This window comes from Bacillus cereus group sp. MYBK216-1, assembly GCF_051916495.1.
In the GTDB taxonomy this organism is placed as follows: Bacteria; Bacillota; Bacilli; order Bacillales; family Bacillaceae_G; genus Bacillus_A; species Bacillus_A thuringiensis_K.
In genome coordinates this window covers 655922-679532 of sequence record NZ_JBQAGT010000002.1, presented here as the reverse complement: position 1 = coordinate 679532, position 23611 = coordinate 655922, and the positions used below count along the sequence as shown (strand labels likewise).

Below are 23611 nucleotides of genomic sequence, written 5' to 3'. Positions count from 1 at the left end.
CAATCTATTCCTAACATAAAAAGATGACTTTTGTAATCTACAAAAGCCACCTCTTCAATATGTAATATCCCTAAAATGTTTTTAATACATAATTTCTATACAAAAAAGAAAAAAGCATTCATTAACGAGCATTTTGCAATACTTTTATTAGGTCATTTATATTTTCAACTTTCTGCTGAAACTGATCAAGTCTGCTATGTAGCAATGAAGGATTTTTATCTTCAGTTGAAATAACTTGTTTTAATTCATTTTCTAATTTATCATACATATCAAAGAAATTATCAAATTCTACACTTACAAGTTCTTCATTTTCACGATAGAATCTTTTTGCTTCTATATAAGTCATATATGATTTATTTAAAAATCCTAATGAAATTAAATATTTAGAAGTGTTTTCTTGATAAATAGCAATATCACATGCTATTTTAATATCAGAATAAGTCTTTTGAACGAGACAATGCAATTCAAAAATCTTAAACTTTAATCCATTATTCATTTCATCCCCTCCCATCGTATCTATTCTACATAAAATTAGAATATTATACAAAGAAAATTATTAGCATAAAATTGACAATTAAAAAAATAACTTAAGGATAAACAAAATCCCTCTCATTACAAATTATAATTGCGGAGCATTTACCAACATAACGGCTAAATAAAAAACGAAAAGAATAAATCTTTCCGCTCTTAGAGTAATAAATACATTTCATATTGCGCTAAAGAATTCTTTTCAAATCCACATTTCTTTAAAAAACCCTCCAATAAATTATTGTTAGGAAACCCAATTGATAAACTTGATAAATTTAATTCTTCTCTTGCTACTTGTAATAATTTCATCCCAACACCAATATTTCTATAACCTTTGTCTACGAAAATAAAACTAATTTTACCTTGTTCATTTACGCATAGAGAGCCTTTTAAGTCATTATCGACATATACTAAATCAATATTTACATCACTACACCTTTTATATTGAATCATATAAAATTGCCCTCCAATTGCTTGTATTAAACTAAACATGTACCCATATAATATATTCCATCTATTATAAATTTCAGCTCTTTATTTGAAATGAACGGACATTTCCCTACATATAACTCACTCTTAATTTGTTTTATAACAAACTATCTATTATTTACTACATTAATCTCATAAACACGTAAAAAAGCAATTAAATGCTCACATGCTCTTTCACATGCTAGCATTTTAAAGATTTTTTGTTCTTCTTTCGTTTTATCATTTGCTTGATCTGAAGCAGCTTTTAAACAGAGAAATGGTTTTTTATTTATTTGGCATACATAGGCGAAAGCTGCTAATTCTTGATCAACTGCTAATGCTCCATATACGGTATGGAGTAAATATCTCATTTCCGAACTACGAATACGTTGATCTCCTGATAAAAATGTACCGAAATGGATCGGATCATACGATCGTATTTTTTTTATTCTTCTTACAAGTGATTTTGTTGTTTCAATAGGTGCTGTTCTACCGTTATATAAATTAAAAACATCTTCCCCTGAACCAGCAGCAGTAACATCATGTTGTATTGCGTTTAGTGCGACTACAATATGACCGTTTTTCACCTTGTTTGATAAACTTCCGCATATTCCTGTCATAAACAACTCATCTGGCTGAAACTCACTAATTAACAATTGTACACAACTAGCGCAGCTTACTTTACCAACACCAGTAACAACTGATATAATTTCCAGCTCATTAATAGTATGAAAATGAAATTCCCAAGCAGCTCTTTTTTCAACACGTTCACTTGGATAATGTTGATGCAAATACGTCAGTTCTGGTTCCCATGCAGATACAATTGCAATACGTTTCATTACACACTTCACTTCCCCTATTGTCATTTAAATAAGTTATCTATACTTTCTCGTTCATAATCTGGAATCCATTCTTTGTATTTCTTATATAAATCTCGTATTATTTCTTTATTCTTCGCAATTACTTCACATCCTCTATCATCATACATAAACATGACAATATCTTTCGTTGCATTTATGAGAAATACATCTGGATAAGAAATTTCTTTTTTTCGTCCAAATCGAGGATATAGATCAAAGAAATCCTCATGATTAACAACTTGTATAAGCGATTCATATTTAATATGTTCCGCAAGGCATTGTAAAGAAAAATGATATGTACAATATAAATCTGCTTCTTCATCTTCAAATAAAAACGGTAACGTTTCTTATCTTATATGAAATCTTAAATCTCTTTTCTTAATATATTTATTGTATACATTTATTTTCTGTGGAGTTTTTATATTTTCCTTTTTAAATCTATAAACATTTGTCACTATAAACACTACATCTTCTTTTGAAAATATGTCTTCAAATAAGAATTTATTATATGTATATAGTTGAGAAAAGTATTCCGTATTTAAATTGTCGGTTCCTTCTACAATTTGATATTTATCTTTTCCAAAATCAAAATGTAAATGATTTTCCCATTAAGAATATAAGTAGGGTACTAATGTAACTCCTGGAAATGTTTGATTCATATATTCTTTTAATTGCATTTCCTTGTCCTTTCTACTGTACAATTCCTTTTAAATCCCAATATGCTTCTTCTAGCCATGGATGTATAACTTTCAATATATCTTTCCTTTCCCACAAATATGAAATATATACAAAAGCTGCTTTTTCCAAAGATTTTCCCAATCCTTTTTTTATTTTTATTAAATATGGTGGTGTCCCTTTTTGATCCCATTCTATTTTATCTGCAACAAATAATACTAAATCCATCTTCGTTGCATGTTTACGCAACGTTGTGTGGCAACAAATTGCATTTAAAATCTCTTCATCTTCTACTTTAAATATTTCTTTTGCGATTACTCTCGATAGTTTTTGATGAATGATCATAGGAAACTTTCTTTCTGCTTCCACTATTTCTATCCCAAATTCTTCAGCAACTGCAATCCGCTCCTCGTTCGGAAAAATGCCACTAATATCATGTAAATATCCTGCAATTGCTGCTTTTTCTTTATCTACGTGAAACTTTTCTGCAATCTTTTTTGCCACATTTGCCACACAAATTGAATGTTTATATGTAAACTCTTTATTATATTTTAGTAAAAAAACTTGAATATCATTTTCTATTTTTCCCGTTGCAGTAAATGAATATATATCGTCATACAGCATAACAAATCCCCCTCACAACTAACTTTCAGTATAATATAGAATATAAATATCCTCGTTATTTTATATTCGTTATTAATCTTTTTACTCCTTTTTAATACGTTACATGAAATTTTATACAGAATCGTCACTACAAGTACATAAATGTTTGATATTATAGTAATGTTGATGATTTGTAAGGAAAGGAACTACACAATGAATAAAAACATATTAATTATTGATGATGATAAAGAAATTGTTGAATTACTTGCTGTTTATTTGCGAAATGAAGGCTATAACATTTATAAAGCTTATGATGGCGATGAAGCATTGCAAAAGGTTTCTACATATGAAGTTGACCTTATGATTTTGGATATTATGATGCCAAAGCGAAACGGATTAGAAGTTTGTCAGGAAGTGCGTGAAAATAATACTGTACCAATTCTAATGCTTAGTGCAAAAGCAGAAGATATGGATAAAATATTAGGTCTTATGACAGGTGCCGATGATTATATGATCAAGCCATTCAATCCATTAGAATTAGTAGCAAGAGTGAAAGCTTTATTACGAAGATCCTCTTTCCAAAACGCTACTTCGCAAAAGAATGAAGATGGTATTATTCGTATTCGCTCTGTTGAAATACACAAACATAATCATACTGTTAAAGTAAATGGAGAGTATATTAAACTAACCTCTATTGAGTTCGATATTTTATATTTACTTGCAAGTAATACAGGAAGAGTATTTAGTTCAGAAGAAATTTTTGAACGCGTTTGGAATGAAGATGGTTACGGTTCAAATAAGACTGTAATGGTTCATATTAGCAACTTACGGGATAAACTTGAAACAGTAATAAATGGAGAAAAATTTATTCACACTGTTTGGGGAGTTGGCTATAAAATTGAGAAATGAAGCATTTGATATATTAAAAGATATCCCTAAATGGAAACTTATTTTTTGGCTCTTATTAGCTATCACACTCACGCCTATTACTGAATTAATTATTTATCGCCTCGTTACGAGTGTAATTGAGAGTTCACTTACTCTAACCGAACTTGGTAAAGAATTCATTCGAATTTTTGGTTATGAAAAGTATAAAGGGATTAAAGAATCTTTATGGATGATGATTGTATCTTATTTGTTTTTATTTTCTATCTTTTCATCCTATCTTTACATTTTTTATCGTCACGAGAAAAAACTTTATTATGAAACTTGTATTAAAAAAATGATAGAAGAAATTCGTTATATTGCAAATGGAAACTTCAATCATAAAGTTTCTATTGTAAATCATAATTATCTAGAAGAATTAGCAATCGGGGTCAATGAAATTGTTGAACAATTAAAAGTCTCCATTGATGAAGAAAGACAAGCAGAACAAGCAAAAAGTGAACTTATTACAAATGTATCACATGACTTACGTACTCCCCTTACTTCTATAGTTGGATACGTAAATTTAATCCATCATGATAATTATAGAGATGAAGTGGAATTGCGATACTATATTCAAGTCATTTACGATAAAGTCACTCGTCTTAATGCATTAATGAATGACTTGTTCGAATATACACGTGTTCAAAATAAAGAATTAAGCTTGTATTCTGTCCCTATTGACATAGTAGAATTACTTGGGCAATTAACTGTTCAATTCCGTATACAATTTCAAGAAGCAAATATAGAATGTCGACCTTCTTTCTCATCTCAAAAGCTCATGGTATTAGCTGATGGTGACAAATTAGTGCGTGTGTTTGAAAATCTTATTATAAACGCTATCGCTTATGGAAGCGAAGGTCGCTATATCGACCTTACTGCTTATGAAAGCAATAATATGATTACAATTGATATAACAAATTATGGACAACCTATTCCTAGTACGGATTTACCTTATATTTTTGAACGTTTTTATCGCGTTGAGAAATCTCGTTCTACAAACACTGGTGGATCTGGACTTGGATTAGCGATTGCAAAAAGTATAGTCGAATTGCATAAAGGAACAATTGAAGTATATAGTGATGATGAAAAAACAACATTCACTGTAAAACTACTCCCATACAAATGTTAATATTATAAATAAAAAGTTCAATTTCTTATCATACAAGAAATTGAACTTTTTCCATTAACACCCAAAATTTAATAATCCTTTATAATTCTTTAGAAATTCTTTACCTTTTCTTTCTTCCTAATTAAGCATTCCTTTTTACAATACTAGTATTGATGTCATAATAGGAGGATCGCTTATGCAATTCTTAAAGAAATTCGCTATTTTATTATTATCTTTTTTTATTACTGCACTTATCGTTTTATATTTTTATCTTTATGTAAATGGTCCCATTATTCAAGCTAAATCAGCTATTTTAATAAATGCTAATTCAGGTGAAATTGTTTATAAAAAAAATGAAGAAACTCCAGTACAATCAGCTGCTTTATCTAAATTAATGACAGAATATATCGTATTGGAGCAACTAAATGATAGAAAAATACAGTTAGATGACTTCGTACAAATAAGTAACGAAGTTTTCCGAGTAGAAACAAGCCCTATACAAGTAACATCGAATGATAAAACAACGGTTCGTGATTTACTTCATGCATTGCTACTGGCAGGGAATAATCGTTCTGCACTCGCTCTAGCAGAACACATTGCTGGAAATGAAGATAACTTTACAATATTAATGAATAAAAAAGCAAAAGAACTAAAGTTATTACAACCATCTCCATTTCTAAACTCTACTGGAATTAATAATGATACAAATAAACAATCAACTACAACAGCAATAGATGCAGCTAAACTAGCAGCACGATTAGTAAAAGATTTTCCAGATGTATTGAATATTACGAAACTAACCTCTTACCAATTTACCTTCAAAGATTCCCAGGTTTTCAATACGAATAAAATGATATATTCCCTTAATGAAAACATTAAACTTCAAGGTGTTGATGGCTTACAAACTAGTTTTTCAACTAACGGTAATTATAGTTTTGTCAGTACAGCAAAACTAGGAGACACTAGACTAATTTCAGTAATATTAGATGCAGATGAAGAAAACATTTCATTTATTGAAACAAAAAAGTTACTACAGTATGGTTTTGATCCTTCCTCGTGCTCTGCACTCCAAGCGTTTAAAGATGCTGTTACATCTTGGGCAGTTTTGCTTCAGTTTAAAAATTTGATCATACAAACATTATTGGTTTTCTTTATAATTACAATTTTAATGTTTTTACATATACGTCAAAAAAAATCCGAAGATTTCAATTAAGAAATCTTCTTATATATAAAAACCGACTTGCGTTTGAGATGCAAGTCGGTTTTTAATTCTATCATCCTCGTCCAATCAAATTTGCTGAAACAAATTGCAAGTTTAACTCCCTCGCCCATATAGATAGCTGACCAATATGATGAATTTTATATCTCATTACATGTCTTAAAACCTATGTTTTTCGAGGCATACATCCATCTCTGTTTCCGTTCGTTGTGTTCTTTTGTTTAGTATAAATGGGTTAATCTATTAATTCTATTAAATCCAACAATTTAACTATTACATATTAAAGTTCTATCCATATACTATAGTAGATTACTAGAAAGGAGGCTTAACTATGGATAGTTGCGTTGTATTTGTAAACGGGCAACCTTTTTTAGTTCTTTCAGTAGCTGGTATTGAAATTGCTAGATTAGAGATTTCCCTTCAAGTAGCATTAGCTCTAAGAGTGCTTGGGATACCAATCTGTGATTAATTACCAAATTAAAAGAAAAAGAGGGCATTAGCCCTCTTTTTTTATTTTCTTCTCACCTTTTCTTAACAACAAACAAAATTCAAATTTAATTAATTATAAAAAATTAAAGTATATGAACGTTACATGAAACACTTGCTAAGATAGCTGTCCTTCACACTATTTATTTCGCGACATTATATAATCAAAGCACACAATGATTAACTCTTTATACGGCTTATTTTAAGTATGCTAGCCAATACTTTTACTTGTATGTTCTATACACTCATTCTCTACGGTATACTGATACCAACTTATATTTTTTGATGAGGGCTCATTTCCCTATATCCCTCTTTATTCCCATGCACTTTTTTCTCAAATCCAAGCTAAATAATCTATATTGTTATCTTTTAAACTCGCCTCACTATCCGATTATATTAATAACCTATCACCTGGTAACCATTATCTAATTTATCTTCAATTGGATGGTCCATCATTTATACTTACGGATTGGCTTTCCCGTATCTATTGTGCATGGACATTAGGTTTTCTAGCATCTAGCTCATTTCTTTAAAAGTGTAGGGTTTTTCGTCTATTATTAAATGAATAATGTTTGGAAGGGTGATGTAATATGACAGAAATTAAAGTAGGGCTTACACAATTTTTAGACTTCACACTGAAAGGTAGTACAGCTAAAACAACCTTTATAAAAAATCTAAAATCCCAACCTGAATATCAACCAGCTTTTGATTACTGGAAACAATTACGAGAAACTGTTATTAAATTTCATCAAAACAAACTACCTTTTGAATGTTTTGAAACATTAGTACAAACGGTTGATCAGAAAAAAAAACAAAACTACATTGATGTCATAAAGCAATACAAAAAATTCATTAAAAATAAAGAAATCTCTTGGTTTGATCCAGGTAAATCATATTGGAAATCAGATGATTTAATCGTCCGTTCATCGCCTGAACTTGGCTTATTCATTAATAATGAGCCACATCTTATCAAACTGTTTTTTAAAGGAAAAAAAGAGCGAATTGATAAATACAACATTAACTCGACACTTACACTATTAAATGAATCAACATTTTCAAATGAACGAAACGATGTGAATTATACGGTACTTAACATCCAAAAGAACAGAATGTATACGAATAACTCTATTAATAATAATTATTTAGTAGCGCTTAAATCAGAAGCTAACCAGTTTTGTTATATATGGAATAATCTGTAAAGTTTACTATTCATCCCTTTCAATACCTTGTTGATGCATACTTTAGTTACAATTTTTACAGATTCATTCAGTTTCGTTTAATTAGGGCTCGTCCTCTTATTCCTCAGAAACAATGCAGGTGGGCCTTTTTCAAAAATGGTTTCTTTCTCAGTTTTAATATACTAGCTCTCCCCTGAAACAGCTGCAACTGAAATAATTTTTGTTTTATTATCCACTATATCCACCAATCCCCTTTTGTTAACATAATATAATTATAAATCACTATTATTACTACTTCTTCCATTCATATTCTAACATACTCATTTCCCATAAATTCCAATACGTTTCCCCTACTTTTTTCGACTCTCTTAATAATCCTTCTTTTACAAATCCTATTTTTTCGTAACATGAAATAGCCGACGTATTAAAATCATAAACACCAAGAGTTACTCTATGTAGTTTTAATTTGTCAAAAGCAATATGAAGTACTTCTTTCATCATATGTTTTCCTATAGAACGTCCTCTCATCTTCGTATTACCAACTAATACTTTTCCAATTCTAGCGGACTTGTTAATATTATCTATTTGCCCAAGCGAAATATGACCAATAACGTCTGAAGTCTCTTCATCTACCACTTTGAAAGCGAATGTATTTGCACTTTCTATATACTTCTCTAATTGCTGTTCGTCTAAAGGAAATGTGAAGGCATTACCTGACCATTGTATTAGAAATTCTTCGGAATTAATCCAATTTATTAATTGTTTAAAATCAGATTTTTTAAAGGTTTCTAGTTTAATCACTTCCTTGCTCCTTTCGTACATCATGCTTTATAACCTCAAACTTATTTCTATATAAAGAATATATTCTCCTTTTATATGAAATTAAAATAAAGCCATTCATGTGAATGGCTTTACAAAAAAGCAGCATAATTATGCTTTGTTTGCTACATCAATACCATTAAAATCAAAGTCAGCAGTAACCGTTGTAACAGGTGGGAAAATTGCTTCAATTTTGCAAATGGAAATAATTACTGCAACCGATCCAGGAATAGCCGCAAGCCTAACTACATCACAACTTACAGACGAGACAGTACCTACATAAGTACGTCCCTCTGTATTAATTTGAACTGTTCGATTAATTAATTTCTTAAGTTCATCTCTAATTCCTTGTACACAAGAATTATCACATTTCTCATGCTGTTCTTTTTTACACTCTTCGAATACTTCCCAACAATCATCTTGTTTACATGTACATTTCTTTTTACAATTATTAAATCGAGAACCCAATACCTCACCTCCTAATCCTTTCTATTAGTAAAGTATGTCCATTAGCTTAAAAGGGTACGAGGCAAACACATAAAAAGAAAAAAACAAACAATTGTACCAAACTTTCTTTTCATTATTCATTATAAAAACAGACCTGCCCTAATTAAAAGCTTGTTTAATTAGGGCAGGTGAGTTTAGTCCTACTTCATTTAATGTTTAGACACCACTTTTTAAAATAAATCTTTTTTCTTTTAAATAAGACGCCTCTTAAAAACACACTAGATTTTCCCATTAACTCATATATACATAGACTTTATTCATGGATTTTTCCTTTGTTATCGTAAAATATACATTTTAAAAAACGTACTTGAAAATAAGATATTATTTGTAATCAGAACATTTTCTTCAACAAATGTTTATTGAAAAATACCATAACTAGTAGTAGTTCCCTCCACTATCTCTTAAAAATTAGCATAGTTTGTATGAACTCTATACCGAGTAGAAAACACTCTATCATATAAAAATAAAATAGTAGGTTAATAAACAAGCCATTTTTTTATTAAAACATAGAATAATATGAACACTATTGAAAGGAGGTAGAAATGAATGTCCTGGAAAAATGATTGCTGGAGTTCTCAGAAAAAGCATTGTTGTGATGATTGGTGGAAATCTAAAGAAAAGCGTCATTGTGATGATGATTGGAGTTCTCAGAAAAAGCATTGTAATGATGATTGGTGGAAATCTAAAGAAAAGTGTCATTGTGATGACGATTGGTGGAAATCTAAAGAAAAGTGTCATTGTGATGACGATTGGTGGAAATCTAAAGAAAAGTGTCATTGTGATGACGATTGGAGTTCTCAGGAAAAACATTGTAATGATGATTGGTGGAAATCTAAAGAAAAGTGTCATCGTGATGACGATTGGAGTTCTCAGGAAAAACATTGTAATGATGATTGGTGGAAATCTAAAGAAAAGTGTCATCGTGATGATGATTGGAGTTCTAAACGAAATAAGTGTCGTTGTAAATGTTTCTTTATTTGTTGCCATTGTAAAAGAAAAAATTGGTAATATTCTTAATGTCAACTTAAAGGAAAGAATATGTCTTTTGGAACCAATCGGACTTTTCCGGAAAGTTGACCCCTCACCTACTTCCTTGCTTTCGCTGAATTTTTAGGTGGGGGCATTACTGCCTGACAAATAGCGAGATAAATACTAGAATGTAATATATAAAAAGCTGACTGAGTATAGTCAGCTTTTTATATATTAACACGTAAAGGTTTAAACAGACATATAAGCAGTCACGCTTTGTCATCACCTTGTTGTTGTAAAATAGTATTTCTCCATTGAATAGACATTCCATAATATCGTATTTTGATTAAAACTAAAAAACATACTTAACACTAATAGTAAAATTTTTCTTCTTCATCAAATTCACTTTTTTCTTTTTATAAACATAAAAAAGGAGCTCTATTTATATAGAGCTCCTTTCTAATTTTATAATTTACTAGACTGTAACCCCTGAATAAACGGAACTACTTCAGGATTTACAAGTGAAGACAAATCACCTAATTCTTTTCCTAAGTAAGCTGCTTTAATAACACGGCGCATTACTTTAGAGTTACGTGTTTTCGGTAAATCTTCTACAACGTGGATGTCTTTAGGACACAACGCTTTTCCAATATGAGAGTTTACTAAACTCATTAATTCTTTCTTTAATTCTTCTGTGAATGTTACATGATCTCTTAATACTACAAAACAATGACAAACTTCACCTTTTACTTCGTCAGATACACCAATTGCAGCAGCTTCAATTACATCGTTATGTTTCACAAGAATAGATTCATATTCAGCAGGTCCAATACGTTTACCTGCAATATTTAACGTATCGTCTGAACGCCCTGTGATAATATATTGTTCACCATCGTAAATGACCCAGTCACCGTGGACCCATTTATTTTCAAAACGCGACCAATATGTGTTTACGTAACGTTCATCATCTTCCCAGAAGCTTTTCGTCATACCTACCCAAGGTTTCTCTAAGCATAATTCTCCGACTTCATCTCGAATTGGTTTACCTTGATCATCCAGTACGACAGCTGCCATTCCTGGTAAAGATGCGTTAAAACTAATCGGTGCTATTGGCTTAATAAGAACATTACCGAAAATCCCACCAGAGATTTCAGTTCCACCTGAGTAGTTACAGATTGGGACATTTCCTTTTCCAACTGTTTCAAACAGCCACATCCATGGATTAGGATTCCAAGGTTCTCCTGTTGATGCGAATACTTCCAAACTCTTTAAAGAATGTTTATTGACATACTCATCACCTTTTGCCATTAATGCTCGGATTAACGTTGGCGAAATACCTAAATGAGTAATCTCATATTTATCAACTGTCTCCCATAACCGGTCTGCTTCTGGGAAGTCTGGAACACCTTCGTACATAACCATCGTTGCTCCATTAATGAGTGAACCGAATAATAGAAACGGCCCCATCATCCAGCCCATATCAGTTACCCATAATACACGATCACCTTGTTTAATATTCATTCCAAATCCTGCATCAAAAGCTGCTTTCAAAGGAAATCCTGCATGCGTGTGTACTGTTCCTTTCGGCTTACCAGTCGTTCCTGATGTATAAATGAGCATTAATGGATCATCACTTTGCATTTCCTCTGCATGTATGAATGGTTTTTCTTTTTCTAGCGTACTCCACGAAAAGTCATAGTTATGTGGTGTAAAATCATTCCCTGCATGACGAACGATAACAACTTTTTCAACAGTTGGGCAATGTTCACAAGCTTTATCTACTTCATCTTTTAAAGAAACAATTTTACCTCGGCGTGAAAATCCTTCTGCGGTAATAATCATTTTTGAACCTGCCGCTTGCACACGTGTCATAACTGCATCAGACGCAAAGCCTGAGAATATTGGTGAAATAATTGCTCCGATTTTCATTACAGCTAGCATCGCAACAACGGTTTCTGGAATCATTGGCATATAAATTGTTACACGGTCACCTTTCTCAATACCCGCGTGTTTCAAACCATTTGCAACACGGCTTACCCAGTTGTCAAGCTCTTCATATGTAAATGATTTTGAAGTTCCATTTTCCCCTTCGTACTGAAGTGCTGGCTGTATTCTCGTCTCTTCATCCGCAAGCCAGCGGGATAAAGCTGATTCTACAACGTTACATGTTCCGCCATTATACCACTGTGCAAACGGTGTACCATTTTCTAAATCTAACACTTCTGTATAAGGTTTCATCCATTGATAGCCCACTGCTTTTTCTGCCTCTCCCCAAAACCAAGCTGTTTCCTCAATAGATTTATTATAAAAAGTTTCATAGTCTTCATATCCCAATGATTTCATCCAACCATATAAACGTGTTTTTCCCTTGTACTCTTCTGTTGGAAACCAAACTGCTTGTTTCAATGTTTTCCCCTCCTTAACTTTTTGAGCAAGAAAGCCCTAAATAGGGCTTTTAAACTGGATATACAGGATGTTTACGATCCGTGAATACTTGATATTTACTCATATACATTTCGAAACGTCCTTTTAACTCTTCACGTAAATTGTTTGGATGAACAATACCATCAATCACCATCTCTGATGCTAAGTGGTATATATCAATATCTTTCTTATACTCTTCACGTTTTTCAGCAATGAAGCTAGCACGCTCTTCTTCTGGTAAAGCTGCAATTTTATTTGCAAATACAGCATTAACCGCAGCTTCTGGACCCATTACTGCAATAGAGGCTGTCGGTAATGCCAAGCAGCAATCTGGTTCAAATGCTGGACCTGCCATCGCATATAAACCAGCGCCATATGCTTTACGAACAACGATAGAAATCTTAGGTACAGTTGCTTCACTCATTGCAGAAATCATTTTTGCACCGTGGCGAATAATACCGGCACGCTCTACTTTTGTACCAATCATAAATCCAGGTACATCTGCAAGGAATAATAATGGAATATGATATGCATCGCATAAATTAATAAACTTAGCAGCTTTATCAGCTGAATCGTGGAATAATACGCCGCCTTTCATACGCGGTTGATTTGCAATAATACCAACTGGCTTACCATCAATACGTGCTAAGCCTGTAATTAGTTCTTGAGCAAATAATTTTTTCACTTCATAGAAAGAACCTTCATCAATAACTCTATTAATGAGATCTTTCATATTGAAAGGCGCATTTTGATTTTCTGGAATGATTTGTTCTAATGTTTTTTCGAATTGTTTCGGTTCTTGAGGTGTAACCAATGGAGTCTTCTCTAAGTAGTTGTTTGGAAAATATGAAATATATTGTCTTGCTTGTGTAATTGCATCTTCTTCGGTCTTACATAAAACATCTCCGCATCCTGATACAGAGCAATGCATACGAGCTCCGCCCATCTCTTCTAACGTTACCTTCTCACCGATAACCATCTCAGCCATACGAGGAGATCCTAAATACATAGATGCATTTCCTTCTACCATCATTACAACGTCACAAAAGGCTGGAATATACGCACCACCAGCTGCAGAAGGTCCAAATAATAAGCATACTTGAGGAACTTTACCTGATAACTTCACTTGATTATAGAAGATTCTTCCTGCACCGCGGCGCCCTGGGAACATTTCTACTTGATCTGTAATACGCGCTCCAGCAGAGTCGACTAAATAAAATAACGGAACACGTAGTTTTTCAGCTGTTTCTTGAATACGTAAAATCTTTTCAACTGTGCGTGATCCCCATGATCCAGCTTTTACAGTAGAATCATTGGCCATTACACACGCAGTACGACCATGTATTTTACCCGTTGCCGTTACAACGCCGTCCGCAGGTAAGCCTGTTTGTTCACAGTTAGCAAATAATGCATCTTCTACATATTCGCCATTATCAAATAGAAGCGCTAAACGATCTCGAACGAATAATTTTCCTTTTGCTTTATTTTGCTCATGATATTTCGGTGCCCCGCCTTGTTTAATTGTTTCAACTCGTTCTTCAAATGAATTAGATTGTTGTTTTTGGTCTAACATATTTACTCCCCCTTATACATCGGTTTGCGTTTTTCTTTGAATGCCTGTAATCCTTCTATTCGATCTTTCGTATGGATTACACCTTCATACGCTTGTTTTTCCATTTGTAATCCGGTATGTAAATCAACTTGAATACCGTTTGAAATTGCCTCTTTTGCTAATCGAACAGCAATAGGTCCATTACTAGCAATTTTCTCTGCTATTTCAATCGCTTTCTCTTCAAGTAAATTAGCTGGTACAACGAATTCTACTAAACCATATTCTTTCGCTTCTTGCGCTGAAATACGTCTACCTGTATAAATTAATTCTTTCGCTCTACCAACACCAATTAATCTCGGTAAGCGCTGTGTACCACCTGCTCCTGGTATAATTGCAAGTGTCGTTTCAGTAAGACCAAGACTTGCAGTGTCTGAAGCAATTCTAAAATCACAAGCTAAACTTAATTCCGTACCACCACCAAGTGCAATTCCATTTATAGCAGCAATAACTGGCTGTGGTAATTGTTCAACCATTTCCATAGTAGTGCGAATCATACTAACAGCATGGCGAACTTGTTCTTCATTCATGCCAGCACGTTCTTTTAAATCAGCTCCGGCACAAAATGCTTTTTCACCAGCCCCTGTTAAAATAACTACACGAGTATTTGACTCTTCACTTATTTGAGTTAGTATGTTTTGCAACTCTTCTAATAACGCTAAAGATAATGAGTTTGCTTGTCTTTCACGATTTAATGAAATCTTTACAACGTGTGGTGTTACGTAATCAACTGAAATGTTTTGTAATTGTAGCATCTTCTCACCTACTTATCGTTTTATGTTGAAGCGCTCTATACACATGACTCGGTAATTGGATATTTAATTTACTTTGAATAAATTGACTCGCTCTCAATAACTTCTCTTCATCAATATTCGTTTGTACCCCTAACTTATGGAGCATATGAACTAAGTCATCAGTTGCAACATTACCTGATGCTCCTGGTGCATATGGACATCCACCAAGACCACCACAAGAACTATCAAATGTTGTAATACCATATTCTAATGACTTAACTACATTCGCCAGAGCCATTCCATACGTATTATGGAAGTGCATTGCAAACTGTGAAGCATCATATTTCTTTAATAAATGTTCTAATACTTGCTCTACTTGTAACGGATTTGCTACACCAATCGTATCACCAAGAGATACTTCATAAATGCCGTATGAAAATAGCTGATTACATAATTCGTCAACTGCTGCGAGACTTATATCCCCTTCATAAGGACATCCAAATACAGTAGAAATATAACCTCTTACCTTTTTCCCTTCGAATAATGCCTGTTTTGTTATATCTTCAATTACAACTAATGCTTCTTTAATCGATTTATTAATATTACTTTTATTATGAGATTCACTTGCTGATAAAAAAACATTCACCTCATCTACATTTTGCAAAAAAGCTCGTTCCAAACCATTTTGGTTCGGAACAAGCGCAGCATATGTAACATTGGGATCCCTTTTCAGCTCAGAAAACACATCATTTGCATCCGCTAATGCTGGGACCCATTTTGGGTGAACGAATGAGGAAACTTCAACATACGACAATCCTGCTTCTGTAAGTAGTTGAATCCATTTTACTTTATCTTTTGTGCCAACAATCTTTTTTTCATTTTGTAAGCCATCACGTGGTCCTACTTCTTTAATGACAGCAAAATTAGGTAGTTTCAATTCGCTTCCCCCTATATCTCCCTATTCAATTTCTAATAATACATCTCCTTCATTTACAAAATCGCCTTCTTGCACATTAATTTTCATAACTGTACCGGCTTCCTCTGAAATGATTGGAATTTCCATTTTCATAGATTCCAAAATGACGACATCCTGCTCTTCCTCTACTGTGTCCCCTACTCCTACAACAATCTTCCAAACGTTTCCTGCCATCGATGCGTATACTTTCGTCATCATTTTTCCCCCTTAAAATTGTTAAATCTTATTTTTTAACGAGCTGTTTCGTTACAAAACCCGTTGTATAAATACCCTCTTTGAACACTTCGTCTTCCAAAACTTGCAGTAGCATTGGAGTATTCGTTTTAATACCTTCTACTTTTAATTCTTCTAGAGCATCATGTAATTTCGAAATTGCTTCTTCACGAGTCTCGCCATGTGCAATGACTTTCGCAATCATTGGATCATAGAAAGGTGTAATCGTTACATGATTTTCTAAGAAGTGATCAATCCGTACATTTGACGGTAATGTTAAATCTGTAATTTTCCCAGGTGATGGGAAGAATGTTTTCGGATCCTCTGCATAAATACGAGCTTCAATGGCATGACCACTACGTTTTACATCATCCTGAGTAAATGATAGTTTCTCTCCACTTGCGATAAGGAGTTGCTGTTCTACAAGGTCTAATCCCGTAATTTCTTCTGTCACTGGATGCTCTACTTGTAATCTCGTATTCATTTCTAAGAAATAGAAATTTTTCTGATCATCTACAAGAAACTCAACTGTACCTGCATTTGTATAGCCAAGTGCTTTGGCAGCTTGTACAGCAACTTCTCCCATCGCTCTTCGTGTACCTTCATCTAAAAATGGTGAGGGTGCTTCTTCGATTACTTTTTGATTTCGGCGCTGTACCGAACATTCACGCTCCCATAAATACACTGTGTTACCATGTGTATCTGCTAAAAGCTGAATTTCAATATGATGCGCGTCTGCTATATATCGCTCTAAATACATTTCTCCGTTACCAAAAAAGTTTTGCGCTCTTGTTTTATTACTTTCAAACGCTTTGGTGAGCGTTTGCTCAGTTTCCATCAACTGCATACCAATGCCTCCGCCACCTGCGGATGCCTTAAGCATTAATGGATAACCAATTTGTTTTGCAATTTCAATTGCTTCTTCAGCAGTTTCAATATTTGTAGTAATACCTGGGACTACTGGGACATCTGCTGCTTGCATTGCGATACGTGATTCAATTTTACTTCCCATCTTCGTAATAATTTCTTCTGAAGGACCGATAAATACGATTCCTTCTTCTTTGCAGCGAACCGGAAAAGACGGATTCTCTGATAATAAACCATAACCCGGATGAATTGCTTCTGCATTTGTCTTCTTAGCTATTTCAATAATTTTTTCAAGGTTTAAATAGCTTTCTTGAACACGCGGTCCACCTACTAAGTAAGCTTCATTTGCCATTTTCACATGAAGGGCATTTTCATCTGCTTCAGAATAAATAGCAACAGTACGGATGCCTAGTTTTTGACAAGTTTTCATAATACGAACAGCGATTTCTCCACGATTCGCAATTAATATTTTTTGAAACATAGTGATTCCTCCCTTTTATCTACATCCTAAATGTCTAGCAATTACGAGACGTTGAATTTCAGAAGTTCCTTCACCAATTTCTAATAGTTTCGCATCACGAATATGTCGTTCAACTTCATATTCACGCATATACCCATATCCACCATGAATCTGTACTGCTTGATTCGCAATACGGCTTGCCGCTTCCGATGCAAATAGTTTTGCCATTGCCGCTTCTTTGCCGAAAGGTTTATCGTTATCTTTTAACCAAGCTGCTTTATGTACTAAATTACGAGCTAACTCTACTTCAGTCGCCATATCAGCCAATTTAAATTGAATTGCTTGGAAATTAGAAATTGACTTTCCAAATTGTTGACGTTCTTTCGCATATTGCAATGCACGTTCAAAGGCTGATTGCGCAATACCAACTGCCAATGCTGCGATTGAAATACGTCCTCCATCAAGTGTATATAAAAATTGTTTAAAACCTTTATTTACATCACCAAGAATATTTTCTTTCGGTACACGAACACCATCAAGTACGATTTCACAAGTATTAGAAGCGCGAACGCCCATTTTATCGTAAGGACTAGAAATCGTTAATCCTTCACTAGTAGTAGGTACGATAAATGCTGAAATGCGTTTTCTACCATTCTCTTCAATACCATTGACAGCGGTTACAATAATGGTATTTGCATACTCTGCGTTTGTAATCCAACACTTCTCACCACTGATTACATACTCATCACCATCTAATACCGCTTTCGTTTGAGTACCACCTGCATCTGATCCAGCATTCGGCTCCGTTAATCCGAAGGCACCTAATGTTTTTCCTGACGCCATTGGAACTAAATACTTTTGTTTTTGTTCTTCTGTACCGAAATAATAAATTGGAGAAGCACCTAATGAAATTGTTGCAGCATAGCTTAAACCGGTGCCACCACAAGCGCGACCAATTTCTTCAACTGCTAACGCATACGATACCGTATCGCCACCTGAACCTCCATACTCTTCTGGGAATGGGATGCCTAGTAATCCTAGTTCGCCCATTTTTTGAAATGTTTCATATGGAAACTCTGCAGTTTTGTCATAATATACAGCTTTCGGTGCGATTTCCTTTTCAGCAAAGTCACGTACCATTTCTTTAATCATTTGTTTTTCGCGAGTTAGAGTAAATTCCATTCCGCTACACACCCCTTATCGAATATTGAGTTTCGACAGCGTGCGAGTTTCTACTACAAACATAACAACTTAAAAGACAAAAGTATTAGTTAGACAATTGCTATAATTCTGTCATAACTTAATTTTAAAACAGATTCTGTACTAATGCACAAAAAAATTCCTACATTGTTCTACAACAACATAGGAGATTTTGTGTCGAATTATGTAATTTATTGTTTAATAATCTCTACCTTTTCCTGAATCAGAAATTTCTACTAATGCTTCAGGATATGGTTCGAAATACGTCTGTCTTAATAAATACTTCTCATCAAATCGAATGGCCCATGATTTTAAAATTGTAAGTAAACTACTAAGTGGTATTTTCTTTTCTGCATACTTTTGTAACAGTTCTATAAAATGATCTTTTTCTTGTTTTTTTAGCTTTGTTTTAAAATATCCAAAAATGTGCTCGCATACATTTACATTCGATGTATAACGGGGTGTGCGCATAAATAATTCATATAAAGTCTTCTCATAGTTTTCAAATACCACTTCAATCTTTTCATTTTTGTGATTTGCAATTATACGCCCTAATTCCTTTTGTTTCACCTGATTATATGCCATAAATAAATATTTATTGTCCGACTGAAACGATACAAGGTCTTTCATATTTTTATTATGTTTAATCATTTTGTAATATGCGATTGTAAATAGCCTTGTAAAGAAATGCTCTCTAATAATAAAATTCGACAATCTGCCTTCCTCTTCAATAGGAAGATGCGAAAATTTTTTTATTACTGCTCCGCCAAATAAGCCTGATCCTTTTCCCTTTGCTGGTGCTTTTTCAAAACCAGAATAAATTTTCACATCGCGCGTACCACAACTTGGCGAACGATTCTTTAAAATAAAACCATCCACATCCGGTATCGTTTGTAAAAAGTCATTTGAAAACTGTTCCATTTTTTCAGTTACATCTTCTCGTGTCGACGGTTGCACAAGTCTATTCTCACCATTTTCTTCTACAATTCGTATCGTTTCTCGAGGAGTCCCCAATCCAATCTCGACTTCTGGACAAACAGGTATAAATGTAACAAATGGCTGCAAATTTCGTATTGTTACATCTGGAATCATCTCTCCATTATAACGACAAGCATCAAATTCTAAACATTTACTTACGACGATTGTAGGTTTTGCAAATTGTCGCATCTCATTACCTCCTTATTGCTAGTCCGTATAATATAAATTGTACTAAGATTAACATTTTAAGCAAAGTTTGATGCATTTATTTTTATGAGAAATATATATCCAATGAAATATTAACAATCATTCAACTCTATTTTCTATAAATGTGCGCTCTATTTAATGAGGGTTTAGATATTGTGAAATGAATAATACACACATGCTTCGGAGAACTTAATTATTAAGAAAGGAGGGATTGTTATGAAAAAGAAATTATCATCAACCTTAAGTGTTTTAGCACTATCTATTATGTTTTTAGGTACATCTGCGCAAGCTGAATACGATGGAAATAATATGAACAGAGTTAATAACACTGATATTTCAACTCGAGTAAATGACAATAATTTAGACAGAGTTAATAATGATGTGAGAACTCGAAATGTAAATACAACAAATGATTTAAATGATAATCGTGATAGAAATAATAATTGGGCTTGGCTTGGTTTATTAGGACTAGCAGGATTATTAGGTCTTAGAAGAAGAGACAAAGAAACACGCTGATTTAGAATGTTTTTATTAAACAAGTACTTATTTATCAAAAATATATAATGAAAATAAATCGCCTTTTTAAAGGCGATTTATTTTCACTTAAAAGTAATGTATGTAATTCACACTTCAACGATTAAATTCGTGGAGTTAATCCATACAATATAAATTGAATCGTATTTTCAATTTCCGCTTCATCATCCCATTTTTCTTCAGGCAATAATAAAAATCGTGTTAATAATAAACCTAATACAGCTGATAAAGTAAGACGTAATACGGAAGATGGTGGTATCTCAATTATTTCCCCTTCTTCTTGAAATTTCACAATCAACTTTTTGAAATGTGAAAACAGTTCTGTTTCTACTAATTGCTGTATTTCATTTTTCAGTTCTGGTTGAAATGGTACTTCTTGAATTAATATTTTTATCATAGGAAAGTGTTTTTGAGCAAATTTAAATCTATTATGAATTACAACCCTTAAAAGTCCTTCATACGATTCATACTCCGATTTAAATATTTCTTTTGCAAAGGTTTGTACGAAAAATGGTGCAGCGAACTTAGTTAAAGTTGGCATTACGACCGCTAGTAATAAATCTTTTTTCGTCTTATAGTAGCGGAAGATGGTTCCCTCCGCTACACCAGCACGCTTTGCAATTTCACTTGTTGAAGTTGAAGCGTATCCTTTTTCTCCAAACATATCAACAGCCGCCTCTAATATTCGCATTTGACGTTCATTTCGTTTATCCGTATTAGTTGCAGCTATTAATTCCTCCAGCCAATCTTTCTGCATTTATAAAGCTCCTTTTTGTCATTATTATATTTTGCGATGTTTCTTTAAAGCAAATACATTTCCTACTGCAAATAATAGTGAAAAAAGTAATAACACAGTAAGATCTAATGCAATCTCTGTAAACCCTTGATTCCGAATCATCACTTGTCTTATTGCGTCAGCGCCGTATGTGAGTGGAAATGCTTTCCCTAACATTTGTAGCCACTTGTTCATAGATTCCATTGGAAATAATCCAGAAAAGAAGATTTGTGGCACAATAACAAGCGGTATAAATTGAATCATTTGAAATTCATTATTTGCGTATGTCGATAAAAACGTACCTAATGTTAGTGCAGTTAAAGAGAGCATACATGTAATAAGTAGCGTTAGCCATATGGAGCCAGCTACGTATAAATCTAAAATATAAACGGAAAAGCTTACGATAATAATGGATTGTATAAAGGCAAAGAATCCAAAACCAATAATATAACCTGCGACTATTTCCCATCTTCTTACTGGGGTGGATAATAACCTTTCTAGCGTACCACTTAAACGTTCTCTTACGAAAGATACACCTGATAATATAAATACAAAGAAAAATGTAAAGAAACCAATTAATACAGGACCAAGCCCATCAAACATCGTAAAGTCTTTAGAGCCATGTAAATAATTTACTTCAGGTTTCATAATCGATACATCATTCTTCTCTGTGCTTTTTTGCAATACTTGAAGTACAGCACGATTTTTTGACGAATCACTACCTTCCAACAGAAGTTTCATTTTTCCATTCTCTATACGAAATACTGCATCTACCTTTTGTTTTTCCAACTCAGAAATCGCCTTTTCCTTACTGTATTCATAAATTGACGCTTCTTGATTTTTCATCACTTTTACTATTTGAGCGGGCATATCAACAACAGCAATTTGCGGTACATAGTCTTTCTGTGTAAACACTAGTGACAAAAGCCAAAGTAATAACATCGGTGCTCCAAACATCATTGCTAACGAACGCTTATCTCGAAAAAATTGACGAATAATACGAATGATTACACCAGTAACTCTCATGACGGAGCCACCTCTTCCAGCAAAAAGACATCTTCAATCCGTCCAGATGACACGCGTTTTTTCAATTCTTCAGTTGTTCCAACCGCAACTAGTTTCCCTTCTCTAATTAACCCTAGACGCTCACAAAATTCAGCTTCATCCATAATGTGCGTCGTTACAATAATCGTTGTACCTTTCTTTTTAAGGTCATAAAATTTTTCCCAAATTGTTTTTCTAAGAAGTGGATCTATCCCCACTGTAGGCTCATCTAAAATTAATATTTCTGGTTCGTGAAGGAGTGCTATCGCTAATGATAAGCGTTTTTTCATTCCACCTGAAAATTGTTGTACTTGCTTTTTCATATACTGTGACAATTGTACAAGTTCAAAAACCTGTGCAATTCTTGTCTTTTTACGTTTTCCCTTTAGTCCATACATCGTTGCTATAAAATCTGCATTTTCATATGCTGACAATTCTTCGTATAATGCATCCGCTTGGGCCATATAACCAATTCTTTTCATTTCATTTAAATTAGGCATATTAGTATTATTAACAAGCACTTCACCTTTCGTTGCCTCATTAATACCTGCAATCATTTTAATGAGCGTTGTTTTCCCCGATCCAGAAGGTCCAACAAAACCAAAAATTTCTGCTTTTTCAACTTGCAATGAAAGATTGTGTAACACTTCTTTTTTTCCAAAACTTTTTGATACAGTCCGTAAAATAATTGAAGGTTGTTGCACGTTTCATCCTCCTTTTCCAATGAAATGAGTGAGTACTCACTTTTATTTTACCCTTGCTTAATTATATGTCAAACTTCATTGATTAGTATGTATGTTCAATCAACGATATTAAACAATGAAACAGAGTCGACATTAGAATTTCATTTCCTAAAGCCGACTCTGTTTCATTTAAACTATAAATTTCACTTTACGTTTTTAAATTCATATACTTCCGAATTCTAGCAACATCTAAAGAATATTCAATAACTAATTGCTGTAACGGTAAAATAACTGTGTCAGGATATAAATGTGCATATTGTAATGTTTCTGCATATTTTTCTAATCTTTTTTCTAAATACTTTATTATTTGATCAGGATGACTTACTAATAAACATTTACAATAATAATGTATTTGTTCCTCAATCGCCGTGTATTCTTCAATTTCATATTCTTTATGCATGTGTACACCCCTTTAAGTTTTTTACATGAATTACTTATCACAATTTTCACTCGACAATTTTTAAGTTTTTTGATTATTTACACTATAACAAACAATCAGG

Annotated in this window: 24 protein-coding genes and 3 pseudogenes; 7 read left to right on the top strand and 20 right to left on the bottom strand. The window is 33.2% G+C overall.

Annotated elements, in window-relative coordinates:
* Window positions 1–121: 121 nt before the first annotated feature.
* The 5 genes and pseudogenes from ACTFRH_RS08960 to yqeK all read right to left on the bottom strand — a co-directional run bounded on the left by ACTFRH_RS08960 (window position 122) and on the right by yqeK (window position 3155).
* Window positions 122–496, bottom strand: coding sequence for a hypothetical protein (locus ACTFRH_RS08960; protein WP_001059022.1), 375 nt, complete (start codon window positions 494–496; stop codon window positions 122–124).
* Window positions 497–687: 191 nt separating this feature from the next.
* Window positions 688–936: pseudogene (locus ACTFRH_RS08955) on the bottom strand (GNAT family N-acetyltransferase); the annotation flags it as partial.
* Between the two features lie 188 nt (window positions 937–1124).
* Window positions 1125–1862, bottom strand: coding sequence for a phosphorylase family protein (locus ACTFRH_RS08950; protein WP_033690110.1), 738 nt, complete (start codon window positions 1860–1862; stop codon window positions 1125–1127).
* A pseudogene (locus ACTFRH_RS08945) lies at window positions 1859–2533 on the bottom strand (DUF3885 domain-containing protein). The gene ACTFRH_RS08950 and the pseudogene ACTFRH_RS08945 overlap by 4 nt, the downstream one beginning before the upstream one ends.
* 13 nt (window positions 2534–2546) lie before the next feature.
* Complete coding sequence (yqeK, locus tag ACTFRH_RS08940) at window positions 2547–3155, bottom strand: bis(5'-nucleosyl)-tetraphosphatase (symmetrical) YqeK (RefSeq protein ID WP_000964996.1); 609 nt, start codon at window positions 3153–3155, stop codon at window positions 2547–2549.
* 192 nt (window positions 3156–3347) lie between these two features.
* On the opposite strand from yqeK, the gene ACTFRH_RS08935 reads away from it, so the two are divergent.
* The 3 genes from ACTFRH_RS08935 to ACTFRH_RS08925 all read left to right on the top strand — a co-directional run bounded on the left by ACTFRH_RS08935 (window position 3348) and on the right by ACTFRH_RS08925 (window position 6382).
* Window positions 3348–4043: a response regulator transcription factor gene (locus ACTFRH_RS08935; RefSeq protein WP_001038807.1), complete on the top strand. Its 696-nt coding sequence runs from the start codon at window positions 3348–3350 to the stop codon at window positions 4041–4043.
* Complete coding sequence (locus ACTFRH_RS08930) at window positions 4033–5190, top strand: sensor histidine kinase (protein ID WP_001243310.1); 1158 nt, start codon at window positions 4033–4035, stop codon at window positions 5188–5190. The genes ACTFRH_RS08935 and ACTFRH_RS08930 overlap by 11 nt, the downstream gene beginning before the upstream one ends.
* 175 nt (window positions 5191–5365) lie before the next feature.
* Window positions 5366–6382 carry a D-alanyl-D-alanine carboxypeptidase family protein gene (locus tag ACTFRH_RS08925; RefSeq protein WP_001160046.1) on the top strand — a complete coding sequence of 339 codons (1017 nt, stop codon included), beginning with the start codon at window positions 5366–5368 and terminating at the stop codon, window positions 6380–6382.
* 61 nt (window positions 6383–6443) lie between these two features.
* On the opposite strand, the pseudogene ACTFRH_RS08920 reads toward ACTFRH_RS08925, so the two are convergent.
* Window positions 6444–6554, bottom strand: a pseudogene (locus ACTFRH_RS08920) (DinB family protein); the annotation flags it as partial.
* Window positions 6555–6719: 165 nt separating this feature from the next.
* On the opposite strand from ACTFRH_RS08920, the gene ACTFRH_RS08915 reads away from it, so the two are divergent.
* Both ACTFRH_RS08915 and ACTFRH_RS08910 read left to right on the top strand, forming a co-directional pair.
* Window positions 6720–6857 carry a DUF3956 domain-containing protein gene (locus tag ACTFRH_RS08915; protein ID WP_000376554.1) on the top strand — a complete coding sequence of 46 codons (138 nt, stop codon included), beginning with the start codon at window positions 6720–6722 and terminating at the stop codon, window positions 6855–6857.
* A 607-nt stretch (window positions 6858–7464) separates the two neighbouring features.
* Window positions 7465–8073 carry a hypothetical protein gene (locus tag ACTFRH_RS08910; RefSeq protein ID WP_000136051.1) on the top strand — a complete coding sequence of 203 codons (609 nt, stop codon included), beginning with the start codon at window positions 7465–7467 and terminating at the stop codon, window positions 8071–8073.
* A gap of 270 nt (window positions 8074–8343) precedes the next feature.
* Here ACTFRH_RS08910 and ACTFRH_RS08905 read toward each other — a convergent pair whose 3' ends face one another.
* Both ACTFRH_RS08905 and ACTFRH_RS08900 read right to left on the bottom strand, forming a co-directional pair.
* Window positions 8344–8877, bottom strand: coding sequence for a GNAT family N-acetyltransferase (locus tag ACTFRH_RS08905; protein ID WP_000990085.1), 534 nt, complete (start codon window positions 8875–8877; stop codon window positions 8344–8346).
* Window positions 8878–8982: 105 nt separating this feature from the next.
* The gene (locus tag ACTFRH_RS08900; RefSeq protein WP_000535575.1) at window positions 8983–9339 is read right to left on the bottom strand and encodes a hypothetical protein; all 357 of its coding nucleotides are present in this window, start codon (window positions 9337–9339) and stop codon (window positions 8983–8985) included.
* Between the two features lie 565 nt (window positions 9340–9904).
* Here ACTFRH_RS08900 and ACTFRH_RS08895 point away from each other — a divergent pair.
* The gene (locus ACTFRH_RS08895; protein WP_332309760.1) at window positions 9905–10492 is read left to right on the top strand and encodes a hypothetical protein; all 588 of its coding nucleotides are present in this window, start codon (window positions 9905–9907) and stop codon (window positions 10490–10492) included.
* A 320-nt stretch (window positions 10493–10812) separates the two neighbouring features.
* Here ACTFRH_RS08895 and ACTFRH_RS08890 read toward each other — a convergent pair whose 3' ends face one another.
* The 8 genes from ACTFRH_RS08890 to ACTFRH_RS08855 form a co-directional block, all read right to left on the bottom strand.
* Window positions 10813–12753 carry an AMP-binding protein gene (locus tag ACTFRH_RS08890; RefSeq protein ID WP_440048723.1) on the bottom strand — a complete coding sequence of 647 codons (1941 nt, stop codon included), beginning with the start codon at window positions 12751–12753 and terminating at the stop codon, window positions 10813–10815.
* A gap of 49 nt (window positions 12754–12802) precedes the next feature.
* The gene (locus ACTFRH_RS08885) at window positions 12803–14344 is read right to left on the bottom strand and encodes an acyl-CoA carboxylase subunit beta (RefSeq protein WP_000886746.1); all 1542 of its coding nucleotides are present in this window, start codon (window positions 14342–14344) and stop codon (window positions 12803–12805) included.
* Window positions 14345–14346: 2 nt separating this feature from the next.
* Window positions 14347–15135 (bottom strand): enoyl-CoA hydratase, encoded by a 789-nt coding sequence (locus tag ACTFRH_RS08880; RefSeq protein WP_000939809.1) that lies wholly within the window; start codon window positions 15133–15135, stop codon window positions 14347–14349.
* Between the two features lie 4 nt (window positions 15136–15139).
* Window positions 15140–16051, bottom strand: coding sequence for a hydroxymethylglutaryl-CoA lyase (gene mvaB, locus ACTFRH_RS08875; RefSeq protein WP_000775423.1), 912 nt, complete (start codon window positions 16049–16051; stop codon window positions 15140–15142).
* Between the two features lie 21 nt (window positions 16052–16072).
* On the bottom strand, window positions 16073–16288 hold the full coding sequence (locus tag ACTFRH_RS08870) for an acetyl-CoA carboxylase biotin carboxyl carrier protein subunit (protein ID WP_001987345.1): 216 nt from the start codon (window positions 16286–16288) through the stop codon (window positions 16073–16075).
* 25 nt (window positions 16289–16313) lie between these two features.
* On the bottom strand, window positions 16314–17651 hold the full coding sequence (locus tag ACTFRH_RS08865; RefSeq protein ID WP_000486751.1) for an acetyl-CoA carboxylase biotin carboxylase subunit: 1338 nt from the start codon (window positions 17649–17651) through the stop codon (window positions 16314–16316).
* A gap of 15 nt (window positions 17652–17666) precedes the next feature.
* Window positions 17667–18812: an acyl-CoA dehydrogenase gene (locus ACTFRH_RS08860; protein ID WP_000397279.1), complete on the bottom strand. Its 1146-nt coding sequence runs from the start codon at window positions 18810–18812 to the stop codon at window positions 17667–17669.
* 216 nt (window positions 18813–19028) lie between these two features.
* Window positions 19029–19997 carry a YbgA family protein gene (locus tag ACTFRH_RS08855; protein ID WP_001248641.1) on the bottom strand — a complete coding sequence of 323 codons (969 nt, stop codon included), beginning with the start codon at window positions 19995–19997 and terminating at the stop codon, window positions 19029–19031.
* 234 nt (window positions 19998–20231) lie between these two features.
* Here ACTFRH_RS08855 and ACTFRH_RS08850 point away from each other — a divergent pair, with 234 nt between their 5' ends.
* Entirely contained in the window at window positions 20232–20531 is a 300-nt protein-coding gene (locus ACTFRH_RS08850; RefSeq protein WP_000728164.1) for a WGxxGxxG family protein, read from the top strand.
* A 121-nt stretch (window positions 20532–20652) separates the two neighbouring features.
* Here the strand turns inward: ACTFRH_RS08850 and ACTFRH_RS08845 are convergent, their stop codons facing one another.
* The 4 genes from ACTFRH_RS08845 to ACTFRH_RS08830 form a co-directional block, all read right to left on the bottom strand.
* Window positions 20653–21306 carry a TetR/AcrR family transcriptional regulator gene (locus ACTFRH_RS08845; protein WP_001168190.1) on the bottom strand — a complete coding sequence of 218 codons (654 nt, stop codon included), beginning with the start codon at window positions 21304–21306 and terminating at the stop codon, window positions 20653–20655.
* 24 nt (window positions 21307–21330) lie between these two features.
* Window positions 21331–22350 (bottom strand): ABC transporter permease, encoded by a 1020-nt coding sequence (locus ACTFRH_RS08840; RefSeq protein WP_001266756.1) that lies wholly within the window; start codon window positions 22348–22350, stop codon window positions 21331–21333.
* Entirely contained in the window at window positions 22347–23072 is a 726-nt protein-coding gene (locus tag ACTFRH_RS08835; protein ID WP_001187072.1) for an ABC transporter ATP-binding protein, read from the bottom strand. Before ACTFRH_RS08835 ends, ACTFRH_RS08840 begins: the two co-directional genes overlap by 4 nt.
* A 187-nt stretch (window positions 23073–23259) precedes the next feature.
* Window positions 23260–23511 carry a hypothetical protein gene (locus ACTFRH_RS08830; protein ID WP_000548621.1) on the bottom strand — a complete coding sequence of 84 codons (252 nt, stop codon included), beginning with the start codon at window positions 23509–23511 and terminating at the stop codon, window positions 23260–23262.
* Between the last annotated feature and the right edge of the window lie 100 nt (window positions 23512–23611).

Coding starts and splice junctions, on each gene's coding strand:
- ACTFRH_RS08850 (WP_000728164.1), top strand. CDS start 20,232: ATGAAAAAGAAATTATCATCAACCTTAAGTGTTTTAGCACTATCTATT.
- ACTFRH_RS08845 (WP_001168190.1), bottom strand. CDS start 21,306: ATGCAGAAAGATTGGCTGGAGGAATTAATAGCTGCAACTAATACGGAT.
- ACTFRH_RS08915 (WP_000376554.1), top strand. CDS start 6,720: ATGGATAGTTGCGTTGTATTTGTAAACGGGCAACCTTTTTTAGTTCTT.
- ACTFRH_RS08860 (WP_000397279.1), bottom strand. CDS start 18,812: ATGGAATTTACTCTAACTCGCGAAAAACAAATGATTAAAGAAATGGTA.
- ACTFRH_RS08880 (WP_000939809.1), bottom strand. CDS start 15,135: ATGCTACAATTACAAAACATTTCAGTTGATTACGTAACACCACACGTT.
- ACTFRH_RS08910 (WP_000136051.1), top strand. CDS start 7,465: ATGACAGAAATTAAAGTAGGGCTTACACAATTTTTAGACTTCACACTG.
- ACTFRH_RS08885 (WP_000886746.1), bottom strand. CDS start 14,344: ATGTTAGACCAAAAACAACAATCTAATTCATTTGAAGAACGAGTTGAA.
- ACTFRH_RS08950 (WP_033690110.1), bottom strand. CDS start 1,862: ATGACAATAGGGGAAGTGAAGTGTGTAATGAAACGTATTGCAATTGTA.
- ACTFRH_RS08840 (WP_001266756.1), bottom strand. CDS start 22,350: ATGAGAGTTACTGGTGTAATCATTCGTATTATTCGTCAATTTTTTCGA.
- ACTFRH_RS08960 (WP_001059022.1), bottom strand. CDS start 496: ATGAATAATGGATTAAAGTTTAAGATTTTTGAATTGCATTGTCTCGTT.
- ACTFRH_RS08925 (WP_001160046.1), top strand. CDS start 5,366: ATGCAATTCTTAAAGAAATTCGCTATTTTATTATTATCTTTTTTTATT.
- ACTFRH_RS08870 (WP_001987345.1), bottom strand. CDS start 16,288: ATGATGACGAAAGTATACGCATCGATGGCAGGAAACGTTTGGAAGATT.
- ACTFRH_RS08865 (WP_000486751.1), bottom strand. CDS start 17,651: ATGTTTCAAAAAATATTAATTGCGAATCGTGGAGAAATCGCTGTTCGT.
- ACTFRH_RS08935 (WP_001038807.1), top strand. CDS start 3,348: ATGAATAAAAACATATTAATTATTGATGATGATAAAGAAATTGTTGAA.
- yqeK (WP_000964996.1), bottom strand. CDS start 3,155: ATGCTGTATGACGATATATATTCATTTACTGCAACGGGAAAAATAGAA.
- ACTFRH_RS08830 (WP_000548621.1), bottom strand. CDS start 23,511: ATGCATAAAGAATATGAAATTGAAGAATACACGGCGATTGAGGAACAA.
- ACTFRH_RS08905 (WP_000990085.1), bottom strand. CDS start 8,877: ATGATGTACGAAAGGAGCAAGGAAGTGATTAAACTAGAAACCTTTAAA.
- ACTFRH_RS08855 (WP_001248641.1), bottom strand. CDS start 19,997: ATGCGACAATTTGCAAAACCTACAATCGTCGTAAGTAAATGTTTAGAA.